At 38.6% G+C, this 24,980-nt stretch carries 21 protein-coding genes; 14 read left to right on the plus strand and 7 right to left on the minus strand.

The window, feature by feature from the left end; all coding sequences use genetic code 11:
- Window positions 1-99 precede the first annotated feature (99 nt).
- The 7 genes from FFU37_RS07045 (at window position 100) to FFU37_RS07075 (ending at window position 7,560) form a co-directional block, all read left to right on the plus strand.
- Window positions 100-912, plus strand: coding sequence for a hypothetical protein (locus tag FFU37_RS07045; RefSeq protein ID WP_138489096.1), 813 nt, complete (start codon window positions 100-102; stop codon window positions 910-912).
- A complete protein-coding gene (locus FFU37_RS07050; protein WP_096793161.1) occupies window positions 913-1,953 on the plus strand; it encodes an extracellular solute-binding protein in 1,041 nt (346 codons plus the stop codon).
- Window positions 1,953-3,452 carry an ABC transporter permease gene (locus FFU37_RS07055; protein ID WP_002961234.1) on the plus strand — a complete coding sequence of 500 codons (1,500 nt, stop codon included), beginning with the start codon at window positions 1,953-1,955 and terminating at the stop codon, window positions 3,450-3,452. Before FFU37_RS07050 ends, FFU37_RS07055 begins: the two co-directional genes overlap by 1 nt.
- Window positions 3,453-3,466: 14 nt before the next feature.
- The gene (locus tag FFU37_RS07060) at window positions 3,467-4,483 is read left to right on the plus strand and encodes an ABC transporter ATP-binding protein (RefSeq protein ID WP_138489097.1); all 1,017 of its coding nucleotides are present in this window, start codon (window positions 3,467-3,469) and stop codon (window positions 4,481-4,483) included.
- A 441-nt stretch (window positions 4,484-4,924) separates the two neighbouring features.
- The gene (locus tag FFU37_RS07065; RefSeq protein WP_138489098.1) at window positions 4,925-6,115 is read left to right on the plus strand and encodes a sensor histidine kinase; all 1,191 of its coding nucleotides are present in this window, start codon (window positions 4,925-4,927) and stop codon (window positions 6,113-6,115) included.
- The gene (locus FFU37_RS07070) at window positions 6,090-6,455 is read left to right on the plus strand and encodes a response regulator (protein WP_039487942.1); all 366 of its coding nucleotides are present in this window, start codon (window positions 6,090-6,092) and stop codon (window positions 6,453-6,455) included. The genes FFU37_RS07065 and FFU37_RS07070 overlap by 26 nt, the downstream gene beginning before the upstream one ends.
- A 40-nt stretch (window positions 6,456-6,495) precedes the next feature.
- On the plus strand, window positions 6,496-7,560 hold the full coding sequence (locus FFU37_RS07075; RefSeq protein WP_138489099.1) for an HD domain-containing phosphohydrolase: 1,065 nt from the start codon (window positions 6,496-6,498) through the stop codon (window positions 7,558-7,560).
- 203 nt (window positions 7,561-7,763) lie between these two features.
- On the opposite strand, the gene FFU37_RS07080 is transcribed toward FFU37_RS07075, so the two are convergent.
- Window positions 7,764-8,198 (minus strand): ATP-binding protein, encoded by a 435-nt coding sequence (locus FFU37_RS07080; protein WP_002961231.1) that lies wholly within the window; start codon window positions 8,196-8,198, stop codon window positions 7,764-7,766.
- Between the two features lie 297 nt (window positions 8,199-8,495).
- Here FFU37_RS07080 and asnS point away from each other — a divergent pair, with 297 nt between their 5' ends.
- The gene (gene asnS, locus FFU37_RS07085) at window positions 8,496-9,893 is read left to right on the plus strand and encodes an asparagine--tRNA ligase (protein ID WP_024596826.1); all 1,398 of its coding nucleotides are present in this window, start codon (window positions 8,496-8,498) and stop codon (window positions 9,891-9,893) included.
- A gap of 128 nt (window positions 9,894-10,021) precedes the next feature.
- Here asnS and FFU37_RS07090 read toward each other — a convergent pair whose 3' ends face one another.
- Window positions 10,022-10,948, minus strand: coding sequence for an electron transfer flavoprotein subunit alpha/FixB family protein (locus FFU37_RS07090; protein ID WP_138489100.1), 927 nt, complete (start codon window positions 10,946-10,948; stop codon window positions 10,022-10,024).
- The gene (locus FFU37_RS07095; RefSeq protein ID WP_138489101.1) at window positions 10,949-11,698 is read right to left on the minus strand and encodes an electron transfer flavoprotein subunit beta/FixA family protein; all 750 of its coding nucleotides are present in this window, start codon (window positions 11,696-11,698) and stop codon (window positions 10,949-10,951) included.
- Window positions 11,699-11,919: 221 nt separating this feature from the next.
- Between FFU37_RS07095 and FFU37_RS07100 the strand changes: the two genes are divergently transcribed.
- The 6 genes from FFU37_RS07100 (at window position 11,920) to FFU37_RS07125 (ending at window position 18,804) form a co-directional block, all read left to right on the plus strand.
- Window positions 11,920-13,566 carry an electron transfer flavoprotein-ubiquinone oxidoreductase gene (locus FFU37_RS07100; RefSeq protein ID WP_138489102.1) on the plus strand — a complete coding sequence of 549 codons (1,647 nt, stop codon included), beginning with the start codon at window positions 11,920-11,922 and terminating at the stop codon, window positions 13,564-13,566.
- Between the two features lie 132 nt (window positions 13,567-13,698).
- Window positions 13,699-14,163, plus strand: a complete 465-nt coding sequence (locus FFU37_RS07105; protein ID WP_002961226.1) for an acyl-CoA thioesterase — start codon at window positions 13,699-13,701, stop codon at window positions 14,161-14,163.
- A gap of 259 nt (window positions 14,164-14,422) precedes the next feature.
- Entirely contained in the window at window positions 14,423-14,992 is a 570-nt protein-coding gene (locus FFU37_RS07110; RefSeq protein WP_002961225.1) for an outer membrane beta-barrel protein, read from the plus strand.
- A 213-nt stretch (window positions 14,993-15,205) separates the two neighbouring features.
- Window positions 15,206-15,910 carry a tRNA (N6-threonylcarbamoyladenosine(37)-N6)-methyltransferase TrmO gene (tsaA, locus tag FFU37_RS07115; RefSeq protein WP_039487947.1) on the plus strand — a complete coding sequence of 235 codons (705 nt, stop codon included), beginning with the start codon at window positions 15,206-15,208 and terminating at the stop codon, window positions 15,908-15,910.
- 89 nt (window positions 15,911-15,999) lie between these two features.
- Complete coding sequence (locus FFU37_RS07120) at window positions 16,000-17,724, plus strand: proline--tRNA ligase (RefSeq protein ID WP_138489103.1); 1,725 nt, start codon at window positions 16,000-16,002, stop codon at window positions 17,722-17,724.
- A gap of 234 nt (window positions 17,725-17,958) precedes the next feature.
- Entirely contained in the window at window positions 17,959-18,804 is an 846-nt protein-coding gene (locus FFU37_RS07125; protein ID WP_039487950.1) for a UDP-2,3-diacylglucosamine diphosphatase, read from the plus strand.
- A gap of 19 nt (window positions 18,805-18,823) precedes the next feature.
- Here the strand turns inward: FFU37_RS07125 and FFU37_RS07130 are convergent, their stop codons facing one another.
- The 4 genes from FFU37_RS07130 to FFU37_RS07145 all read right to left on the minus strand — a co-directional run bounded on the left by FFU37_RS07130 (window position 18,824) and on the right by FFU37_RS07145 (window position 24,957).
- Complete coding sequence (locus FFU37_RS07130) at window positions 18,824-21,835, minus strand: ATP-binding protein (RefSeq protein WP_138490012.1); 3,012 nt, start codon at window positions 21,833-21,835, stop codon at window positions 18,824-18,826.
- Window positions 21,836-22,158: 323 nt separating this feature from the next.
- Window positions 22,159-23,367: an ABC transporter permease gene (locus tag FFU37_RS07135; RefSeq protein WP_039487952.1), complete on the minus strand. Its 1,209-nt coding sequence runs from the start codon at window positions 23,365-23,367 to the stop codon at window positions 22,159-22,161.
- Complete coding sequence (locus tag FFU37_RS07140) at window positions 23,360-24,148, minus strand: ABC transporter ATP-binding protein (protein ID WP_024596859.1); 789 nt, start codon at window positions 24,146-24,148, stop codon at window positions 23,360-23,362. Before FFU37_RS07140 ends, FFU37_RS07135 begins: the two co-directional genes overlap by 8 nt.
- On the minus strand, window positions 24,145-24,957 hold the full coding sequence (locus FFU37_RS07145; protein ID WP_039487953.1) for a DUF3025 domain-containing protein: 813 nt from the start codon (window positions 24,955-24,957) through the stop codon (window positions 24,145-24,147). Before FFU37_RS07145 ends, FFU37_RS07140 begins: the two co-directional genes overlap by 4 nt.
- Window positions 24,958-24,980 lie beyond the last annotated feature (23 nt).

Genomic DNA, 24,980 nt, shown 5'->3' on the forward strand with positions numbered 1-24,980 from the left:
TTTTTATCTATTAAGCGAGTTTGTAGTTATTGATCTCGTTAACCATTAGCTATATGATAATGTCTATCATTTACAATTACTTTTTTGGACTTCTTTGCTATGAAATTACTATTTAAACCAGCTAAAACTTTAGGTGCAAGCCTTTTACTAGCCTCGGCGTTTATGGCTCAACCAGTATTAGCTAACGGCCCTATTGGCGAGCATGTTAATCATCTTCAAGCTAACCTTAAAAGCTACACTGAAGAAGTAGAATGGATGGTAGGCAAAGTTGATACCATGGTAAGCGACTACGACACTAAAGGCGCAAAATCTGTAAAAACTGATGATTTAATTGAATATTGGGAATCAGTTAAGTTTCACAGCGCAATAGAAACTAACTTTGTACCAGTATACGCTTCTATTTGGCAGGGTCTTTATGGCGTAAAAATGGCCATTGATAATAAAGAGCCTGCTGAGGAAGTTCGTAAACAGCAAAAAGCGATGAACATAGCCTTGTGGCAAGGCCTTGGGGCTGTTAAGCTTGCTGCAAAATTCCAGCAAAAAGGCTTGTTAGACACTGTAAAAGCAACCGCTACAAAAGAAATGACACAAAGTGCCACAATTGATGAAATTAAGCACAAATTAGACCGTGTAGTAGCTAAATTTGCTGAGCGTTTACGAGACGAAGCAACTGAAATTGTTCACGATACTTATCTGCACCTGTTTGAAGGCGTTGAAGGTACACTTATTGAACAAGATGCAAAACTAGTTGAAGTGCTGGAAAAAGACTTTAACGTAACACTGCCACAAGCCATTAAAAACAGCAAAAGCGTAGACGAAGTACGCGATGTGATCAGTGACATGCAAACCAAATTAGACCGCGCTAAGGTTTTAATAGAAAAAGCCGAAAAAGCCCGTAAGGATGTATTTTAAGTGAAGCGTAGGACCTTTATTCAAGGCCTAGCTGCGTTAGGGGTGGTTGGCTCATTGCCACTGCCTCTTTCTCGTGCGCTAGCCGCTGATATAGCAAACCCTGTTTCTGTTGACGATTTACCAAAGCTTAAAGGCGAGTTAACGCTTTATTTAGGCCGAGGCGAAGGTGGTTTGTATGAAAACGTATTACAAGCAATCCAGAAAAAAAATCCAGACTTTAAACTCGGTATACGCCGAGGTCCTACTGCTGCTTTAGCAAATACCATTGTTGCAGAAGCTAAAGCTGGCGTTCGCCGCGCTGATTTATTTTGGGCGGTTGATTCAGGCGCGATTGGTTTAGTAACCGATGCAGGCCTTGCACAACCTATCCCTGGTGATTTATCTGCTCAATTACAACCACAGTTTAGGTATAAAGAATGGGCACCAGTAACTGGCCGTATTCGTACATTGCCATATAACACGTCGCGTTTGACCAAAGATCAAATTCCAACAAGTATTATGGAAATTGCCGACAGCGATTTAAGTATTGGCTGGGCGCCCGCCTACGCTTCTTTTCAATCGTTTGTAACCGCAATGCGAATTTTAGAAGGCGATGACAAAACCGCTAAGTGGCTTAAAAAGATTCAAAAACGTGCTAAAACATACGCCGGCGAGCTAGGTGTTGTTATGGGCGTTGAGCGCGGTGAAGTTGATATTGGTTTTGCAAATCACTATTACACTCTGCGTTTAAAATCAGGTAAGCCTGATGCCAAGCTAGATTTAGCATTTACACAAAATGATGCGGGCTGTTTAGTTAATGCATCGGGTGTATTAGCGCTTAACGACGATCCGCTTGCAACTAACTTTATGCGTTACTTACTAAGTAAAGAAGTACAAGGTTACTTAGCCAGTGAAGCGTACGAAATTCCGTTAGTAAATGGTATTACCCAACCTGAGGGTTTACCGTCACTTGCTAATATTTCTCCACCTAAAGTAGATTTAACACAGCTAGCTGATTTACGCCCTACTATAGATTTGATGCGAAGCAGCGGCGTATTGTAATGAAAATACCTGCCTCTTATCCAATGGCGCTGCTTGCAGCGCTTGTTGCGCTTACCCCTGTTTATGTATTAATTGTGCTTGCAAGCGATGCAAGCTCAGTGTTTGACACCCACAATCTTCAAATTTTAGGTAACACGTTATCGTTAATGGGTTTAACGGTACTCGGATCTATTTTAATTGGTGTGCCACTGGCGTTTATTAGCGCGTATGTGCATTTACCATTTAAAAAGCTCTGGCTGGTTGTATTTGCAGCCCCGCTGGCAATTCCCAGTTATATTGGTGCATTTACACTTTATGCTGCTTTTGGCCCCGGTGGCGAAATAAATACCTTAACAGGAATAGAAACACCATCAATGTATGGCCTAACAGGTGCCGCCATTGTAATGACGCTTTATACCTTCCCATTTGTAATGATGACAACTCGCTCATCTCTACTTAGCCTTGATGCGAGTATGGTTAATGCAGCACGAACGCTGGGCATGTCGATGACGCAAAGTATATTTAAAGTTATATTACCGCGCGTAGTTAACGGTATTGCAGCAGGCTCTTTGTTAGTCGCGCTTTATACATTATCAGACTTTGGTACACCGGCAATGATGCGCCTAGATACCTTTACCCGCGTAATTTATGTTGAATACAACGCCTTTGCGTTAGGGCGCGCTGCAATGCTTTCACTTCAGCTGATGGTTATTGTCGGTTTTTTACTTTTAGTTGAATCACAAATAAAAACAGCACCTGAGCGCCATGGTCGCCCGTTAATTTTATTTCCAAGTAAATTACAGTTAAGTGCCATGTTTGTTACGTTTGCACCTGTTTTACTGCTTGCTATTGGCTTGCCTTTGGCTATATTTTCGCTTTGGTTAGCTCGCGATGGTTTTAGCTCATTTGATTTTAATATTGCGTGGAACTCTACGTATGCATCGGGTATTGCGGCAATTGTAGCCGTTATCGTTGCGATCCCCGTTGCGCATGCCGCACTTAGTGGAAAAGCGGGTCGTATAATGGAGCGTGTTACTTACTTTGGTTTTGGTATTCCGGGCATAGTAATGGGCACAGCGCTTGTTTACGGTGGTTTGCAGTTGCCGTTTTTATATCAAACACTGGGATTGCTTATTATTGCTTACATGCTGCGATTTTTACCACTTGCTGTAGGCTCTGTTAGAACAAGCACTGAACACTTAGATCCAAGCTTAGTGAAGTCTGCCCGCGTATTAGGGGCAAGCCCACGTGAAGTATTTACTCGCATAACACTACCTTTAACTATGCGCGGTATTATTGCCGGTGCAGCACTGGTGTTTTTAGAGTCAATGCGTGAACTCGAAGCCACGCTCTTACTTGGTCCAACAGGGTTTGAAACCCTCTCTACTTATTTATGGCGTGTATACGAAGCGGGCTATTTTGGTCGCGCCGCGATTCCTGGGTTATTGTTAGTAGTGATATCTGCCTGCGGGTTAGCTATTATGATGTCTGGCGAAAAACGCAACCAGTTTGAACATTAAGGATTTAAGAAACAATGCTATCTGTAAGTCAGTTGTCTATAGATTATGGCAGTAACCGCGTAGTAAGCGATTTAAACTTTTCGCTGGGTGAAAACGAAATCCTTATGCTTGTAGGGCCAACAGGTTGTGGTAAAAGTACAATTTTACAAGCCCTTGCTGGCCTTATACCTATTAGCGAAGGCGAAATAAACACTGATAAATGGCGCGCTACTCCCAAATTAACACTACCTCCTGAAAAACGCAGTGTAGGCATGGTTTTTCAAGATTTTGCGTTATTTCCGCACTTAACCGTACAGCAAAACATTTGCTTTAGATTAAAAGATACAGCCCCTGCTGAGTATTGGATAAACCTACTTGGGTTGAGCGATTTTAGAGACAAAAAACCTGCAACGCTTTCTGGCGGACAAAAGCAGCGCGTTGCACTTGCGCGTACCCTTGCCCACCAACCTGACTTTGTATTACTTGATGAGCCGCTTTCAAACTTAGATGCAGCCCTTAAAGACATGCTTCGTTGGGATATTAGAAACGCACTTAAAGCCGCTGGCGTACCGGCGATTTGGGTAACACACGACCAAGAAGAAGCACTCTCAGTTGGCGATCGTGTTGGTGTGCTTAAAGGCGGCAAAATTCAGCAAATCGATACACCCGAGCGCTGTTTTAGTACCCCAAACAATCGCTTTGTGGCACGCTTTTTAGGTGAAGCCAGCTTTATTAGCGGCCAATTTAGCCAAGGACAAGCCACTACCTCAATTGGTAATGCGCCCGCTCATGGCGTTGACTGTGAAAGTGGCGACGTTGATGTACTACTTCGACCAGACGATGTGTTACTTGTACAAAGCAGTGTTGGCAATAACGGCGAAGTAATTTGGGTACGTTTTGAAGGTGGCAGCCGCTTGTGCGCTGTAAAACTTGCGTGTTCTACGGTTGTAACTAGCAGAGTAAGCCATGAAGTTGTGGTAAACCCAGGCGACGAAGTGCACGTATCACTAAGTACATCGCACCCACTAGCGGTTTATAAATCTATAGACTGATTAAAATATTGATGTAGGCATTAATTTAAACATTAATACCTATATCAATCCTTACTATTTAGACCCAAAATTCAGTTTAAATACGTTCTCCGTTAAAACCCTATTTCGCTTAAAACTAATACTTTTTACCTTTAAAAAACTCACTATAGTCAATAAACAACAATAATATGCAGGTTAAATTATGAACCTCTTGCTATTAATCAGCTGTTGCTGTTTACTGAACACAGATTAATGTTAAACAGTTCCTCTCAGATATCACTTATCAGGTTACGCCTTTTATATTAGTTAAAACCACACACATACATTAAAACACATTATTAAGCATTGCTTTTAGCGAACGTATTATAAAAATAAAGCTATATTCAAGCATTGCTGAACCTTAAATATCCTTTAAACGTTTATAAAGTTGTTCAGCCCTTAATGGTACAAAGGATCTAGATAGTGAATAAAATAAGTACCAAAAAAGAACTGTTAGAATACTCCGAAAGTATTGTAAATACGGTTCGAGAACCACTGATTGTTTTAGACCAACATTTAAGAGTAGTTACAGCAAGCCGCTCATTTTATGAATTTTTTCGCGCTAACCATAAAGACACAGTTGGGAAACTAATATACAACCTTGGTAATAATCAATGGAACATTCCCAAGCTTCGTGAATTATTAGAAACCATATTGCCTCAAAAAACGAGCTTTGATGATTATAAAGTTGAGCACAATTTTAAAACAATTGGCTGGCGTACAATGCTGCTCAACGCAAGGCAAATTAAACGTACTCAGTCAAAAGATCGTATTATTTTATTGTCTATCGAGGACATTACTGAACGTAACGCGATTCAAGAAGGACTCGTAAAAGCGAATAAAGAGCTAGAAGTACTTACGAGTGACTTGGAAAGTGCTGCTCGAGTTAAATCTGAGTTTTTAGCAAATATGTCGCATGAACTAAGAACTCCACTTAATTCTATAAATGGTTTTTCTGAGGTGCTCTTCGATGAAACATTTGGCACTTTAAATGACAAACAAAAACAGTATGTTAAAAATGTATTGGTGAGCGGCAAACATTTACTGTTACTTATTAATGAAATACTGGATATGGCAAAGATTGAAGCAGGCAAAATGAGTCTCACCATCTCGCATTTGCCAATACGCCAAGTATTGCACGAAATTACAGGGCTTACAGCAGATACAGCTAACCAGAAAAAATTGAATATGTGTCTTGATATTGCTGATGACTTGCCACCAATTGAAGCTGACTCCCTTAAGGTTAAACAGATACTTTATAATTTGCTTTCAAATGCAGTGAAGTTCACACCCGATGAGGGTCAAATTGGCGTTAAAACACGACATACTGATACAGAAATAGAAATAATAATTTGGGATACGGGTATAGGTATTGCTGCTGAAAATATGGAAAAAATATTTGAAGGTTTTTTCCGTATAGAAACCCCCTATTCTAGATTAACAGAAGGTACAGGACTTGGGCTGCCAATCGCAAAAAGTCTAGTAAAGTTGCATGGAGGCGAGTTTGTTATTGAATCTGAAGGTGTTAATAAAGGCACATCGGTTCGTATAACTTTGCCAATTAAACAAAAGTCTGTGGTAAAGCATAATGAAAACCAAAATAGTTATAGTTGATGACAATGCGAATAACCTATTGCTAGAGGAAGATCTTTTACTCATGGCAAATTTTGAAGTATTCACTGCTATGAATGCAAGAGATGCGCTTTTAACAATAAAGCGTGAAACTCCAAAAATTATTATATTAGATGTCCAGCTCCCAGATATGTCTGGAACAGAGGTTGCTAGAATTTTGCGTGATGAAAAAGAAACGGCAGATATTCCTATTGTTTTTGTTACCGCTTCTGTTTTACCCGCAGATATAGACCAATTACTGTGTATACCTAACAGTGCGTATATTTCTAAGCCTATAGATACACGCACGTTTGCTCAACAAATAAGTTTATATATAAAGTAATGACTAAAATTATTTAAACCTTGATACACAGGAAAAGTTAATGAAAGATAGCCCTTTAATTTTGGTTGTAGATGACAACCTTCAAAATATTGAACTCATGCAAGCTTATCTTGAACCCAAGGGATATAAAACTGTAACAGCGACTGGCGGGCAACAAGCATTAGATATCTTAGCACAACAACCTGTAGACCTTATTTTACTTGATATAATGATGCCCGGTATGAACGGTTTTGAAGTAACACACCGAGTTAGAGAAGACGCTTTATTAAAGCTACTACCTATCGTCCTTATTACTGCTTTAAGAGAGACAAAAGAGCGAGTTAAAGGGATTGATGCTGGTTGCGATGATTTTATTACAAAGCCTGTAGATAAAAACGAGCTATTATCGCGCGTTAAGTCCCTTCTTAAGATTAAAGACTATAACGATTTAAGAACAAATTATCAGAAACAATTAGAAGCTGAAGTTGCTCAAAGAACTGAATCATTAAAGCAAGCAATGCAAAGCATTAAAGCCGCATCACTAGAAACAATTAATAGACTAACCAAAGCTGCTGAATACAAAGACGAAGAAACGGGTGCACACATTCAACGCATGAGTTTGTATTCTGAGGCCGTTGCACGCAGTGTAGGGCTAGATGAGGGAACAGTTGAAAATATTTTATTTTCAGCGTCAATGCATGATCTCGGAAAGATTTCTACACCTGACCACATTTTGCTAAAAGCAGGACAATTAGATGCTGCAGAATGGGAAATAATGAAACAGCACACCGTTGTAGGCGCTATCATACTTTCAGGTTCTGATTCTGAGGTTATTAAACTCGGTGAAATTATTGCCCGCTCACATCATGAAAAATGGGACGGCTCTGGTTATCCTGATGGCTTAAAAGGTAATGAAATTCCAATTGCAGCACGCGTAGTTGCTATTGCTGATGTATTTGATGCTCTCTCGTCAAAACGTCCTTATAAAAAATCATTCTCACAAGAAAAAACATTTGCCATTATTAAAGAAGGTAGTGGGAAGCACTTTGACCCCGCAGTAGTGGATGCTTTTTTTGCAGTGCAAGAAGAGATTTTAGCAATTAAACAAAAATATGCTGAAAAGTAACACGTCCATAATTAATTAGAGGAAACCCCATGAACGGACCAAACCCCAATAATCCTTCACCAATGGAAGGTTTTTATATTTGACGATAAAACAATAAATACGCTGCTAGATATAGCTTGGTGAGATTGGAGCAATGATAAAATCACTGCTCATTTTGATGCTATAACTCAAAATAATTTAGACGTGCTGTCTAAAATTCAGCACTACCACTCAAACATGTAGGCCATTTTACTTATTGTTTTTAGCGGCACATTATGTGAGTTTCGTTTAGCGTATAGGTGCTGCATAGCTTTGTCTTTTACTTCACCCACTATCACTTCTTTTACTTGATAACCTAAAGCAACGGCAGCTTGAGAGTAGGCTATAAATTCCCATTTTTTAATATTGGTGTTATCTACAATCACCAATGGAATGCCTTGAGCAAGTGCATTTATAAAGCGCGCCAAATTTAAATTATGAAATTGTGGTAACTTAAATTTATCAAAATGATATTCGCCCTGCTCATTATTAAAGTAATCATCAGTTGAGCAAATTAGATACTGACTTTCGTCGGCTCCACCTAATTCGTCAGCAAGGCTTTGCGCGTAGTAAGACTTACCACTTCCTGGTAGTCCTCGTAAAATAAAAACTTGTTTCATAGCATCGATTTTTTAAGGGTGAATAAATATTAATTTAGTTTGGATGTTAATAATGCCACAAAATCATTAAATTTCAGAGCAACAAATCATAATAGTGGCAATTAAACTCTAAAAACTGTTTAAAAATAAACCGCATGCATAAAAACTTTTAAAGAGTTGCCCACAATAGTTTTTTTATTTAACTTTACTAGGTAAGATACAGGGTTCAAGTGCAGCGCCGTTTATGTGCAATTTATGCCCGCGTGTTGCGCACAGTTAAAATAAAATAGTTAGGCAACTTATATCATTGGAGTGAAGATGAGCCATTTAGCGATTTCAGAGCTATTAAAAGGCAATGTTGCGGTAGACAGCCAAGTAACAATTAAAGGCTGGATCCGTACTCGCCGCGATTCAAAAGCAGGAATTTCATTTTTAGCCGTTCATGACGGTTCGTGTTTTGATCCTATTCAAGCGGTAGTTCCTAATTCACTGAATAATTATGATGAAGTTACTAGCTTAACAGCCGGTTGTTCTGTGTCGGTTACTGGTGTTTTAGTTCAATCTGCTGGCCAAGGTCAATCTTACGAAATTCAAGCTAACTCTGTGACTGTATTAGGTTGGGTAGAAAACCCAGATTCATACCCAATGTCGGCTAAGCGCCACAGCATTGAGTACTTACGTGAGCACGCTCACCTTCGCCCTCGTACAAATATGATTGGCGCGGTAACTCGTGTACGTAACTGTTTAGCACAAGCTATTCACCGTTTTTACCACGAGCAAGGCTTTTACTGGATCAGCACGCCAATCATTACGGCAAGTGACTGTGAAGGCGCTGGCGAAATGTTCCGTGTATCTACGCTTGATATGCAAAACTTACCACTTACGGATAAAGGCGAAGTTGATTACAGCGAAGATTTCTTCGGTAAAGAAGCATTCCTTACTGTATCTGGTCAGTTAAATGGCGAAACTTACGCATCTGCAATGTCAAAAATTTATACATTTGGCCCTACATTCCGCGCAGAGAATTCAAATACATCTCGCCACCTTGCAGAATTTTGGATGGTAGAGCCTGAAGTAGCGTTTGCAGATTTAGAAGACATAGCAAAACTTGCTGAAAACATGCTTAAGTATGTGTTTAAAGCCGTACTTGAAGAGCGCCGTGATGACATGGAATTTTTTGCACAACGTGTAGAAAAAACCGCAATTACGCGTTTAGAAGAATTTGTAGATAAAGACTTTGCACAAGTTGACTACACAGACGCTGTAGAAATCCTTAAAAACTGTGGCAAAAAGTTTGAGTACGCTGTTGAATGGGGCGTAGACTTACAGTCTGAGCACGAGCGTTACTTAGCTGAAGAGCACTTTAAAGCACCGGTAGTTATTAAAAACTACCCACGTGACATTAAAGCATTCTACATGCGTCAAAACGAAGACGGTAAAACTGTTGCCGCTATGGACGTAGTAGCACCTGGTATTGGTGAGATCATTGGCGGTTCACAACGTGAAGAACGTCTTGATGTACTTGATGCACGTTTAGAAGAAATGGGCTTAAACAAAGAAGATTACAGCTGGTACCGCGATTTACGTAAATACGGTAGCGTGCCGCACTCAGGCTTTGGTTTAGGCTTTGAACGCTTAGTTGCTTACGTAACAGGTATGGGCAACGTACGTGACGTTATTGCCTTCCCTCGTACTAAAGGCAGCGCAACTTACTAATACTAAGTTAGCCGTAAAAACCAGCCAATTGGCTGGTTTTTTTGTGTCTTGAATTAACCGAATAAAAAAGCCGCAGCACTCAAAGAGCACCACGGCTTTCAACCAGAATAAGATTGTTTATTTAAAGGCTATAAAGCACTCTCTAACTGTGGCAGTACTTCAAACAAATCAGCCACTAAACCGTAATCTGCAACTTGAAAAATAGGTGCGTCTGGGTCTTTATTAATCGCGACGATTACTTTTGAGTCTTTCATGCCGGCTAAATGCTGAATAGCACCGCTGATACCTACTGCAATATATAAGTTAGGTGCTACAATTTTACCTGTTTGCCCTACTTGCATGTCGTTAGGTACAAAGCCCGCATCAACTGCAGCGCGCGATGCACCAATAGCTGCACCTAGTTTATCGGCAATACCATTAAGTAATGCAAAGTTTTCGCCGTTTTGCATACCGCGACCACCCGATATGACCACACTAGCTGCTGTAAGCTCAGGGCGTTCTGATTCGGTTTGCTCAACACTTACAAAGCTGCTTAATTGCGAATCTGATACTGTATCAATGCTTGTTATAGCAACAGCTGATTGCTCACCTTGTAAATCAAAGCTACTGGCACGTACGGTAATTACTTTTTTACTGTCGAGTGATTTAACCGTGGCGATTGCATTACCTGCATAAATTGGACGTTTAAATGTATCTGCGTCCACGACTGCGATAATTTCAGAAATTTGCGCAACATCTAATAGCGCAGCAACACGTGGCATAAAGTTTTTGCCCGTTGTAGTAGCACTTGCAACAATGTGGCTGTAGTTGTCGCTAATTGATAACACTAAATCGCTCATGCTCTCAGCTAACTGATGTTCATAAACGTTATTATCGGCAACTAAAACATTAGCTACGCCATCAATGCTGGCAACTTGTGAGCTCATTGCGCTTAAGTTGTTACCTGCAATTAGTACATCAATAGAAAAACCCATTTTTACTGCGGCGTTAATAGTTTTTGAGGTTTCTGGTTTTAAGGCACCGTTGTCGTGCTCTGCAATTACGAGTGTTTTCATTTAAATCACCTTTGCCTCTGTTTTTAATTTTTCTACAAGCTGCGCAACGTCTTCAACAATAATTCCTGCGGTGCGTTTAGCTGGCTCTTCTACACTTATTAATTGCATACGCGGTGTTAAATCAACACCAAGCGAATCTGCTGCTATTACTTCAAGCGGCTTACGTTTGGCTTTCATAATATTTGGCAGTGATGCATAGCGAGGCTCATTTAAGCGTAAATCAGTTGTAACAACCGCCGGTAAGTTAAGTGCTACCGTTTGCAGCCCGCCATCAACTTCGCGAGTTACGTTTACTTTGCCATTTTCAATAACTACTTTTGATGCAAATGTACCCTGCCCGCGATTAGTTAATGCAGCAAGCATTTGACCTGTTTGATTATTATCTGAGTCAATTGACTGCTTACCTAAAATGACAAGTTCAGGCGTTTCTTGCTCTACAATTTTAGCGAGTAACTTTGCAATATGAAGTGACTCGAGCTTTTCATCGGTTTCGATGTGAATGGCTTTATCAGCGCCCAATGCTAATGCTGTGCGTAATTGTTCTTGTGATGCTTTTGCACCAATAGTTACGGCAACCACTTCAGTGGCGGTACCGGCTTCTTTAAGGCGAATTGCTTCTTCTATAGCAATCTCACAAAACGGGTTCATTGCCATTTTAACGTTGGTTAAATCAACGTCGCTGTTATCACTTTTAACGCGTGCTTTTACGTTGTAATCAATCACTCTTTTTATTGGTACGAGAACTTTCATAGGAACTCCATAATTATTTAAACCTACAAGGTAACGTGCACGTCAACCTATTTATTTTATGAAATTAGACTACTTCCTGTTGACGTAAACGTCAACCTAAAATAACCTTTAACTATTCACAGTCTGTAACGTTTAATTTGCAAGGTTATAAATAGGCTGTACACCTTATTTAAATGCGTAGTAAACATTCAAATAAGTCCGTCATAGATAAAGAGGTTATTATGGTCGAACGTGAAACCATGGAATTTGATGTAGTAATTGTTGGTGCAGGCCCTGCTGGGCTTTCAAGTGCAATTAAACTCGCGCAATTAGCACAAGAAAAACAACAAGAGTGCATGATTTGCGTAGTCGAAAAAGGTTCTGAAGTAGGAGCACATGTACTCTCTGGTGCTGTTTTTGAAACCAAAGCTTTGGATGAACTACTACCTAATTGGCAAGAGCTTGGCGCACCGGTTACAACCAAAGTAACTAACGATGAAATTTATTGGTTTAACAACGAGCAAAAAGCGACATCAATCCCCCACTTTGCTACACCAAAAACATTTCATAATGATGGTAACTACATTGTATCTATGGGCAATGTATGTCGATGGCTTGCAGAGCAAGCTGAGAGCTTAGGCGTAGAGATATTTCCAGGATTTAGCGCACACGCTTTAATAATTGAAGATGAAGCAGTAAAAGGCATTATTACTGGCGATATGGGTGTAGACAAAGACGGGAATGAAAAAGACGGTTACATGCCAGGCATGGAGCTTCGTGCAAAATACACTATTTTTGCCGAAGGTTGCCGAGGTCATTTAGGTAAGCAGCTAATTAATGAGTTTGCACTTGATGCAGATTCATCGCCGCAGCATTACGGTTTAGGCTTTAAAGAAATTTGGCAAATTGATGAAAGTAAGCATGAGCTTGGCAAAGTTGTTCATGGTACAGGTTGGCCACTTAGCGGCGATACTAATGGTGGTGCATTTATGTATCACAGTGAAAACAACCAAGTTGTTGTGGGTTTAATTATTGATTTAAATTACTCAAACCCACATTTAAGCCCGTTCGATGAGTTTCAGCGAATGAAGCACCATCCAGTATTTAAAAACGTACTTGAAGGCGCTGAACGTGTTGCTTACGGTGCGCGTGCTATTGCTAAAGGCGGTTTACATTCATTACCAAAAATGCATTTTGCAGGTGGCCTACTTGTAGGATGCGATGCAGGCACACTTAATTTTGCAAAAATTAAAGGTAATCACACTGCAATGAAATCAGGAATGATTGCCGCAGAGGTTATTTTTGAAGCATTGCAAAATGAGTTAGCAAATACCGATTTAACTCATTATCAAACTGCGTTTGAGCAATCGTGGGCATATAAAGAGTTATATCAATCTCGTAACTTTGGCCCTGCAATGCACAAGCTCGGTAAATTTTTAGGTGGTGCGTATAACACGCTTGATCAAAATATTTTTAATGGCGGTTTACCGTTTACATTTAAAGATAATACGCCCGATCACTCTACCCTTGTTGATGCTAACGCCGCTGACAAAATTGCGTATCCAAAACCAGATGGACACCTTAGCTTTGATAAACTCTCAAGTGTGTTTTTATCAAATACTAACCACGAAGAATCACAGCCGTGTCATTTAAAGCTTAAAGATGCGTCAATTCCTATTAACGTAAATTTAGTTAAATTTGATGAACCCGCACAACGTTATTGCCCAGCAGGCGTTTACGAAGTACAAGAAATTGCAGGCAATAAAGAGTTTGTTATTAATGCCCAAAACTGTGTGCACTGTAAAACCTGCGATATTAAAGACCCAAGCCAAAACATTACATGGGTAACACCTGAAGGTGCAGGTGGGCCAAATTATCCTAATATGTAACTAAATTATGCGCTGTATAGCTATATAACTACGTTTTTTACATATAAATTATAAACATATCCTAAATTGCAGGGGCTTCGGCCCCTTTTTTACGTTATGCTAATAGTAGTTTTAATAATAAGAGTGTTATTTATGCCGTCGTCAAAAGTTATTTTTCGTTTTTTAGCAGAGCCTACTGATGTTAATTTTGGTGGTAAAGTTCATGGTGGGGCCGTCATGAAGTGGATTGACCAAGCAGGTTATGCGTGCGCTGCAGGTTGGAGTGGTCATTACTGCGTAACTGTTTCGGTTGCGGGTGTTAAATTTAGACGCCCTATTTTAGTGGGTCAAATAGTCGAAGTAGAAGCTAAAATTGCCCATACGGGTAGAAGTAGCATGCAAATATTTATTCAAGTTAGGTGTGGCGATCCAAAAACGCAAAATATGGTTGAAACAAACCATTGTGTTATCAGCTTTATTGCAATGGATGAAACGGGCTACCCAATAGAAGTGCCTTCGTTTAAAGCAGTGACCGATGAAGACATTAAATTAGAAAATTACGCTATAAAAATGAAAGAAATAGCAATTGAAACAGAAAACTTACTTCACGAAGTCTAATTAGTAATTTAAATAAAGTAAGGCTATGTAAAAAACTCATTATACTTTGTAAAACATACAACTTATTTTAGAGTACACGATTACACAAAAGTTCACTTTGATTATAAAACACGCTAAATAATGTAAAAACCAATACAAAAGAACTAATTATGGCGTGTTTTTAATCCATTTTAATATTGGCACGCTCGCTGCAAGTAAGTAATTGAAGTTTGATTAATGAAATCAAGCATTTGATTATTTTTTGTAAAGGAGCTATTCAATGATTAAAACACTTTCTCTTTCAGCTATTGCACTAGCAACACTGGGTTTTAACTCTGCAGCACACGCTGACATTTCTGATTTCGATTCTCCACGTATTTATACTGGTATCGGTTACGGTCAATATTCTTTTGAATTTGAAGACAGTGACAACGACACTGACTTTGACGACGATGCACAAATGCTTAAAGGCTATATTGGTACTCAGTTTAACGAATACCTAAGCTTAGAACTTGCTTATCAAAACTTTGATGAAGTAAGTGATATAGACAGCAAAGCTGAAATTGATGGCGTATCGCTTGCCGCACGTTTGGGCTACCCAATAACAGAAAGCTTTTCGGTATATGCAAAAGGCGGTTGGCTTGAGTGGGATGCAGATTACACACAAGATTTACCAGTAGGTGGTGTAACAGCGTCTACAGATGGTGGTGATGCATTTTACGGTGCGGGTATTGAATACGCACTTACAACAAATGTACAGTTTCGTTTAGAGTACGAACGCTACAAACTTGATGACGATATTGATCCAGACATGGATGTAGCATCTGTATCAGTTCAATACATGTTTTAATTAATCTTTAACATGTATGAGAGGGGTAAGCTTATGAGCTTGCCCTTTTTTGTTTTAGGTCCTTTTTAAATACATTAATACAAAATATAAACCACTCAGTCTAATAAATGATTTTGAACCGCTTGGTCTATAAGCAATAAACTTACTTACACTAATGCCATAAATACTAAATGCAGGTAGAATAGCGCTCTATTTTATTTGTACCCGAGTACTATGAGCGATTATACCATTTCGGCTATTGGCCACATTGAATCTCCTTATAAACAAAAGTTTGCTATACCTAGGCAGCCTCGTTTAGTGCCACAAGCCAAGGCAAAACTTATTTTTGCACCTGATTTTAATCGCGAAGAGTTTGTACGTGGTTTAGATGAATTTACTCATATTTGGTTGTTATTTCGTTTTCATGAAACGGCCGATAAAGGTTATTCTGCTATGGTGCGCCCACCTCGTTTAGGTGGCAATGAGCGAAAAGGTGTATTTGCTACCCGCGCTACATTTAGACCAAACGCGATTGGTATGAGCGCAGTAAAACTTGAAGGTATCGAGTATAAAAATGGACAACTTAGTTTATTACTCGCTGGCATTGATTTACTTGATGGCACACCCATTATCGATATTAAACCGTACTTACCCTATTCAGATGCAATGTTTGACGCCAGTGCTGGCTTTGCAGATACACGCCCAGAAACACAAATGACGGTTGAATTTAGCCCTCAGGCAATTGAGTTTGTTAATGCGCAAACACAATACCCAGATTTACATGATTTTATAGCTAATGTTTTAAAACAAGATCCCCGCCCTGCCTATAAAAAACAAAAAGACGGCGAGCAAAGCTATGGTATGACTTTGTACAATTATAATATTCGCTGGCAAGTCAATGGCGAGCATAACGTAGTAACAAACATAGAAAAAAACTAAATAACTCACTTAGCGCTTTAGTGTAAAAGCATCCGCTGTTAAACTTAAGCTCTATTAAAAGAACATAATTACTCTATTTCGGAAAAAACATGCGTACAAGCCAATATATACTCGCAACACTTAAAGAAACGCCATCAGATGCTGAAATCGTATCGCATCAGTTAATGCTTAGAGCCGGTATGATCCGTCGCGTCGCTTCGGGTTTATACACTTGGTTACCCTCTGGTTTACGTGTGCTACGTAAAGTAGAAAACATTGTACGTGAAGAGATGGACAAAGCAGGTGCTATTGAAATGCTAATGCCTGTAATTCAACCTGCTGATTTGTGGGAAGAGTCTGGCCGTTGGAATGAATTTGGTCCTGAGCTTATGCGCTTTACAGACCGTCATAACCGTACGTTTGCACTTGGTCCAACACACGAAGAAGTAATAACTGATTTCGTACGTAAAGAAATAAGCAGCTACAAGCAGTTACCAGTTACCTTATATCAAGTACAAACTAAAGTACGCGACGAACGTCGCCCTCGCTTTGGTGTTATGCGAGCTCGTGAATTTACAATGAAAGATGCCTACTCTTTTCACTTAAGTGAAGAGTGTTTAGATGCAACTTATCAAGCGATGCACAAAGCATACTGTAACATTTTTGAGCGTTTAGGCCTTGATTACCGCCCTGTACTTGCTGATACTGGGTCTATTGGTGGTAGCCTATCGCACGAGTTTCATGTACTTGCTGAGTCGGGCGAAGATGCAATTGCATTTAGTGATGGCAGCGATTACGCAGCTAATATTGAAAAAGCAGAAGCACTAGCGCCAAACGATCCACGCCCAGAAGCAAGTAAAGAGTTAAAAGCATTCCCTACTCCTGACGCTAAAACAATTAATGAGCTTAAAAAGCATTACGGTGTAAAACCTCATCGTGGTGTTAAAACCTTAATTGTTTACGGTGCACCTAATGAAAACGATGCACGTGGTTTAGTGGCGCTTGTACTTCGTGGCGATCATGATTTAAATGAATTAAAAGCTGAAAAGCACCCATTAGTAGACTCTCCGCTTGAAATGGCAACAGAGGCAGATATTGTTGCTGCTATTGGTGCAAAACCTGGCTCCTTAGGCCCGGTCGGCTTATCTATGCCTATTATTGTTGATAGAGCCGCTAATATCCTTGCTGATTTTGTTGCCGGTGCTAATAAAGACGACGAGCATTACAGCGGTATTAACTGGGATCGTGACGTAACTGATTACGAAGTTGCTGATATTCGTAATATTGTTGAAGGCGATATGAGCCCATGTGGCCAAGGCGTTTTACAAATTAAACGCGGTATTGAAGTAGGTCATATATTCCAACTTGGTACCAAGTACTCAGAAGCGATGAAAGCGGGAGTATTAAACGAAGGCGGTAAAAACCAAACCATGACTATGGGTTGTTACGGTATTGGTGTTTCACGTATTGTTGCTGCTGCTATTGAGCAAAACAACGATCAATACGGGATCATTTGGCCAAAATCAATCGCGCCATTCGATTTAGCAATTGTTCCAATGAACATGCACAAATCGCATCGTATTCCTGATATTGCAAATAACCTTTACCAAGGTTTAAAAGATGCAGGTCTTGATGTGTTATTTGATGACCGTAAAGAGCGCCCTGGTGTTATGTTTAATGACATGGAGCTAATTGGTGTACCATTTACACTGGTGATTGGTGAGCGTAACCTTGACGAGAATAAAGTTGAGCTTAAAAACCGCCGCACCGGTGAAAAGCTAATGATTGATATAGACACAGCAATTGATGCAATTAAAGCGGCTGTTAAAGGTTAATAACACGCACGCTCAAAATAGACTAAAAGGCCGCATTTAAAATGCGGCCTTTTTTATGCGCGATTAATAGCAATGCGTAATAATAGCTGCTCAATGACTCACCTTTCCTAGCTTTATAGAAATCTTTTAATTACGTGCCTTGGTATAAATTGTCATGGAGGCTTCGCTAAAGTGTCTCATAAGTGTCATTAGATTTATCTACAGTGTTTAATTATTACACTATGGATGACGGGCATGACAAACAATCAACTGCGTAAAAAACAACATTATCCAGCCATTTGGATATCTGATGTTCATTTAGGTTACAAAGATTGTAAAGCTGATTACTTACTTGATTTTTTAAACTCGGTAGAATCTGACACACTTTATTTAGTGGGTGATATTATTGACTTATGGTCGATGAAGCGACAGTTTTATTGGCCCCCTTCTCATTATGAAGTATTAAACTGCATACAAACAAAAGCAGCTAGCGGTACACGTGTCATTTATATTCCCGGTAATCATGATGAAGCGTTTAGAAACTATATAAATCAAACATTATTTGGTGTTGAAATCCACCAGCAGTTTATTCACACCACTAAAGCTAATAAACGGTTTTTACTTATACACGGCGACGACTTTGATTCAGCGACTCGTTATAACAAACTTGTTAGTATTGCGGGGGATGCAGGATACGACTTTTTATTATTTTTAAATCGCTGGACCAATCGTATACGTAAAATATTTGGTGGTAACTACTACTCGCTTGCATCATGGATAAAAGCTCGGGTACACAAAGCACGAGAAGCGATTAGTGCCTTTGAAGATGCCGCAGTTCATGAAGCTAAAAAACAAAACGTAGATGGTATTATTTGTGGACACATTCACCATCCCAAAATAAAAGTGGATGACGATATTATATACTGTAACGATGGTGATTGGATTGAGAGCTGTACTGCGCTTGTAGAGCAGCAAGATGGAAAGATAGAATTACTACATTGGTCAGATACACAATTTATACTTGATAGCGCAGACATAGCTATTCTTAACACGCCTTTTAATACGACAACAAGTACCAAACCAAAAAAATCAGCTGCCTAGCAGCTGATTTTAAAAACGATTAACTTAACCAAGTAATTAGCTTATCTTTTAAAGTTTCTGGTTTAATTGGTTTTGTAATGTAGTCGTTCATTCCAGCAGCTAAACATCGCTCTCTATCACCTTCCATCGCACTCGCTGTCATAGCGATAATCGGTATGTAAGTATAATCTACCCCTGCCTTACTATTTCTAATTTCACTTGTTGTATCGTAGCCGTTTAAATTAGGCATTTGGCAATCCATTAATATAACATCAAAAGCTTGCTCTTCGTTTTCTCTCAATGCTTCTAATGCTTCTACACCGTCTGACGCACAAGTGATTTTTACTTTAGTACGCTTTAATATCGCCTTTGCTACTTCAATGTTTATCATATTATCGTCAACTAATAATATATGATAAGCAGATAGGTCAGGCTCTACTTGTTCCTCTTCCAAGCCTTTAGGTGGCGCTATAATACAGTCACTACTAGCACCAAATAAGCTGGCTAATTTATAACTGAATTGATCTTGAGTGAGTGGTTTATTTAAAATATGGCTGCCTTCAGGTAATACCGTTTTGATTGGCTTATCTGTCACCATGTCTCGTAAAATTAAAACATACTTTTTATTAAACTGTTTACAGTAATCAATTAACGCATCAATTTGAGGATGCTCATCATCAATTAATAATAAATCAGCTTCAAACTCTTTGTGCTCACTAAAGTAGTCAAGTCGTACAATGTTTTCTGCTTTTACTTTGCAGGTTAATAACAATAAGTCGCATACGTTTTTATAAACGTTATCGCGCGCTATTAATGCAGCTACGTTGATACTTGTAGCAAGCTCTATACCTGTGTTTAATTTTTTCTCTTGTGCAACGTGTAGCTCAACCGTTGCGGTAAAGGTACTACCCGCGCCCTTTTCACTTATAACCGTAATATTACCACCCATTAACTGAGCAAGCTTTTTACATATAGATAACCCTAAGCCTGTACCACCAAAATGGCGGGTCGTGCTTGAGTCTTCTTGCGTAAATACTTCAAATAATTTGTCAATGTTTTCAGGCGCTATACCAATTCCGGTATCTTTTATTGTAAAGCTCATTAATAACTTTGAGTCAGTAATGTACTTAGAGCCAACAGTTAAACTTACTTCACCTCTATGAGTAAATTTAAACGCATTATTAACTAGGTTAATTAAAATTTGTTTAAGTCGATGGCTGTCGCCAATAACCATTCTGTCTACTACATCTTTAGTATCTAAAAATACTTCAAGACCTTTGCGTTGCCCTTGTAACGCTAAAGAGCTAATCATATCGCTACATACTGTAACAACATCAAATGTATGATTATCAATATCAAGCTTACCTGCTTCTATTTTAGAAAAATCAAGGATATCGTTAATCAAATTCATCAATGAATTAGCACTGCTATTTGCTAGTTTTAAATAATGGTATTGTTGTTCGGTTAAGCCATCTTCTTTGAGCATTTCAAGCATCCCTAATACGCCATTCATTGGTGTGCGTATTTCGTGAGAGATATTTGCTACAAAGTCACTTTTTGCATGGCTTGCTGCTAATGCTTGGTCAATTGCACGCTCTAGTTCAATGGTCCTTTGTGAAACCTTTAGCTCCAGAGTACTGTTTAACGCTTCGAGCTCTGATTGCGTATTTTTTAATGAGCTAATATTTCTTAAAATAGCCGCAACTTGATAACGGTTATTATATACATCAAAAATACTGCTAAGCGTAATCGAAAAATATTGTTTGTTGCCATTGCCATCTGTGTAGATTGCTTCAAACGGCATTTTTGAACCGTTTGTAATAGTCTCTTGTATACAATTAGTGTCTGCGTTGTTTAAATTAAACAGCGAGACAAAATCAGGATTAGTGCCTGAAATTGAACTACCAAAAACCTCTTTAGCGGTATTATTAAAGTGAACAATTTCCCCGTTTTGCTCAATTGTAAAAATAGCATCCAAAGAATTTTCTATTACTTTATTGTTTTGCTCTTTTAGAGAATTAATTAACAGCTTACGGTTTATAAAACGTTGGTATAAAAAAGCAATAACTAAAAATATGCTAAAAAATACCACTAACATTGCAATAAAGTTTTGACGTCTCTCATTCACCTTTGCAAACAATGTTTTTGTATCAACACTTACACCAAGATCTAAAGGTAGCATGGCTATATCACCCTCAAACGAAATTCGTTTTTTTAAAGTGTAAGCCACTGGATAATTACTTATTGGTAAAGTGCCTTGCTCTGTCATGGTGGTTGCAGTAGAGAATTCTTCAGACCATGTTTTAGTTTTATTAAATTCAAAACTGAATCGAAGTTGAGGGTTTGGATGATATAAAAATTCACCTTCATTATTCATAAGGTAAATCTGCGTCCCTTGTGGAGATTCAACTGTTAAATCTTCAAGTAATTTATCCGCAAAGTAATTAGTAACTAATATTGCAAATATTTTATTATTTTCATCAAAAACAGGCTTAGCAACACGAAAAGTGCTTATATAAGGTTCTTGTATCTGTCCATTTTCACGGTTGTAGTTAATTGGAGAAATATAAACACTTTTCTTATCAAGCATGCTTGCTTTGATTATGTAATCGCGTTGACCTTTTTTTTGTAATTGCAGACCTTGCAGTCGATTAATCTCTCCAAGTTGATTTCGGTCAACTCTAACAATCTCTTGCCCACCATCTTCGAGCATAATATAGCGAGCTTGCAAAATACTGTCATCGGTCTGCATAAAACCAGTAAAAATACTTGCTAAGCGCTCTTGCCAAACATCTATTGGCGTACCAAGAACAGGATCAATTAGTTTATTTTCTTTAGCGCGGGTAATGCCTTGTATTGGTGGTGTAGCATCTAAAAAGCGAATGGCGGTAACACTGTCTTTAAGATGTTTTTTTAATGAAAGGCTTTTTGTTTCAAGTTCACGCTTTAATTCTATTTGAGCTGAATTATAAACATCACTTCTTACTTTTTGATCGAACAAATACAGAGATGGTAAAGCTATAAGAACAAATATTATTGTTGCAACGAGCATTAGTTTATTATTTTTTGTCACATTCAAAAAAATATTCCTTTTTAACATTTACCTTCACCATAAGTTTTTATTGTTATTAGTATAGAGTATTAAAGAGAGAATTGGACCCTCTAACTAATCAGTTATCGTTATAATTTTTATAATAAAAAGACTAAATCATTAGTTTTATTTAGAGCATAACCCTTATGTGAATTTTAAATGAATGGGTGAAAAAATATTGGCTTACAAAATTAATAAATGGGCTATTTTAACTATTAATCGCTTCAAAGTATAAAAGGTAGCAATTGCTACCTTTTATATATTCTTAAAACCCTTTATGTACATTATCTAAATAGCACATCTTCTCTGTTAAACCACTTGACACAAAATGCCAATAGCCCAGCAGCAATGATTGCAGTGGCTAAAAATATTAAGCCTACAAATGTGTAATCAACAGTCCCTTTTACTATTTCTTTAATTGCTAATGCTACGTTTGTAACAGGAATGAATGCTGTTTTAGCAGTAAGTTCCATATTTGGCATTATTGAAATAATAATCGGGAAAAATACGCCCATACTAAGTGGTGCCATATAATTTTGCGCTTCTTTAAACGTGCGAGCATAGATAGATATAGCCAGAGCTAAGGCCGAAAAGATAGCTGCAACAGGTAGTAATAGTACAAATATCATTAGTAAATCGGTTACTGCTAATGTACTAAATGCGGCTTTAATAAAATCAAGATCGGCAAATGCGAGCGCCAATGCTATCCAACAGCCCATACTTAAGACGGTTATGGTTGTGGAGGCAATAGATGTAGTTAACAAGGTTATAAACTTACCAAGCACCAACTCTGTACGCGTAATAGGTGTAAGTAGAAGTGTTTCTAGCGTGCCGCGTTCTTTTTCGCCAGCGCCTAAATCAATAGCGGGATAAGTTGCCCCCATCAATACTAATGGAATAAGTAGGTAAGGTAAAAAACCGCCAATTTTTTCGCCAAGGTTTTCACGTTTATCGGCTGTATCTACTTTTATTACTTCAATTGGATTAAGAATAGATTTTTGAACAGACTCTTCAATACCAAAACTGATTAGCTTTTGAGTTTGCAGCACGTCACTGTATTCTTTTGCGAGCTCTTTAACGCGTTCGAATAAAAAGTTGATAGATTTTGAATCGTTAAAAACAACCTGCCACTGGCTTTGTTTTCCATCGTCCAATGTTTGCACAGCATGACTTGGTAAATAAATACCCATATCAATATCGCCAGCGATTACACCTGCTTTAAGCTCATCAATATTGTTAAAGGTTTTATCCCCTTTATAAAGCTCAAAACTTTTGTGATAAAACACTTTGTCAGTAAATTCTTGTGCGTATTCACCGTTGATAATCGCGTAAGTATTTACTTTTTGCTCAGCATCCATTGCAGCTTGCGAGCTTATAAATGCCATTACGGCAAACAATAACGGAAATATAGCAACAGGAAGCGCGACTACAAATAATAGCGTTTTTTTATCGCGTAATAACTCTCTTAATTCCTTTTTAAATACCTCAAACATCATGTTTCTCCGTTAATATATTCATAAACGCTTGATTAAGCTCATCACTATTGCCTGCTTGTTTAAACTCTTCTACTGTTCCGTCAAAACAGCTAATACCTTCGTTAATTACAGCGACACGGTCACATAAAAGGGCTACTTCATCTAGATGATGGGTTGAGAAAATAACAGGCGTCCCTTGCGCCTTTAAACCTTTGATAAATTTAATAACTGTTTGTGTTGTCATTATATCAAGGCCCGTTGTTGGCTCATCAAGTACCACAACTGCTGGGCGATGAACAACTGCACGCGCTATATTTGCTTTTTGCTTCATACCTGTTGAAAGGTTTTCTGCCCGTTTATCTACAAATTTATGCATATCAAGCAATGTAAATAGCTCATCACAACGCGATGCTATATCGCTTTTGTTCATGCCATGAAGCTTTGCAAAATACTCTATGTTTTCTTTTACAGTTAAGCGGCCATACAGCCCCGTAGAGCCTGATAAAAATCCAATAGACTTACGGCCCAGTAGCGGTTTTTTTACAATATCGTTTCCGGCAATCGTTATTGAGCCTTCATCGGGCTTTAACGCGGTTGAAATCATTCTCAGTGTCGTCGTTTTACCCGCACCATTTGGGCCGAGCAATCCAAGTACCTCACCTTTAGCGCAACTAAAACTAACGTCTCGTACTGAGTGAAAGTAGTCTTTATCTTCACGAGGATCGATGTCGTCTATTTTATTTTTTTTGTGATCTTTAGTTAGCTTAAATTTCTTTTTAAGCCCAGCAACTTCTATCATGTTCGCATCCTTCGTTTCGCTCTAAAATAATCTGTATTGTTGTAAAAAGAGTCGTCTTTGTTTTCGTCATGCCAGCCTGGCACACCTAATAAAGGCAGTGGTGAAAGCTTTTTGTTATCGGCTAAGCAGTTATCTGTACTAATCATCTCATAAAGGGCTTGGTCAAGGTACTGGTATTGAGTTACTAAATCTTTACAAAATATTTCATTAGGTACACAAACAAATAACGCTTTACCCGTTAAACCTATATAGGGCTTTGTTAGCATTTCATAATTAGCATGACCAAACATAAAAGGTTTTATTGTTTTACCCCACTCATGTTTGTGTTCAACGAATGCAGTTTTCCATTGGTGATCGCAAAGCCACTGCTGCCATTTACTCTCACTTATAGCTAATACAACACCACACTCATCAAAAAGCGTTAGTGCATTACGATGCTTAGTACGCTGTTGCAGTCCATGCTCAGCTATATCTTGCACATGTCTATGGTTTATTAACGCTTTGGTTTTAGGAAATAAACACCATATAAACCCACCAAATAAGTCATGCCAGTTTTCACTGCGTGTAGGTACAACACCTGTTTCAAAAATTACTTGCTCATAATACCGCTCGCCAAAGTCTACCTTTGCATCATCTTCAAAAGTAATAGGAATATTATTCTCATTAATAGCAGTTAAAAATGGAGAAAACCACTGCGGCGATGGCCAATCTGTTAGTTCGTTAACTTTAAATAGCTCACGTAAATGCGCAAATGCACCTGTTTCTAAACTACTGATTTGCCACTGCTCGGGGGGAGTAAAACGCTTCATTTAAACCTTTAACAATTTATGCC

This window comes from Pseudoalteromonas distincta, from assembly GCF_005877035.1.
Lineage (GTDB): Bacteria > Pseudomonadota > Gammaproteobacteria > Enterobacterales > Alteromonadaceae > Pseudoalteromonas > Pseudoalteromonas distincta.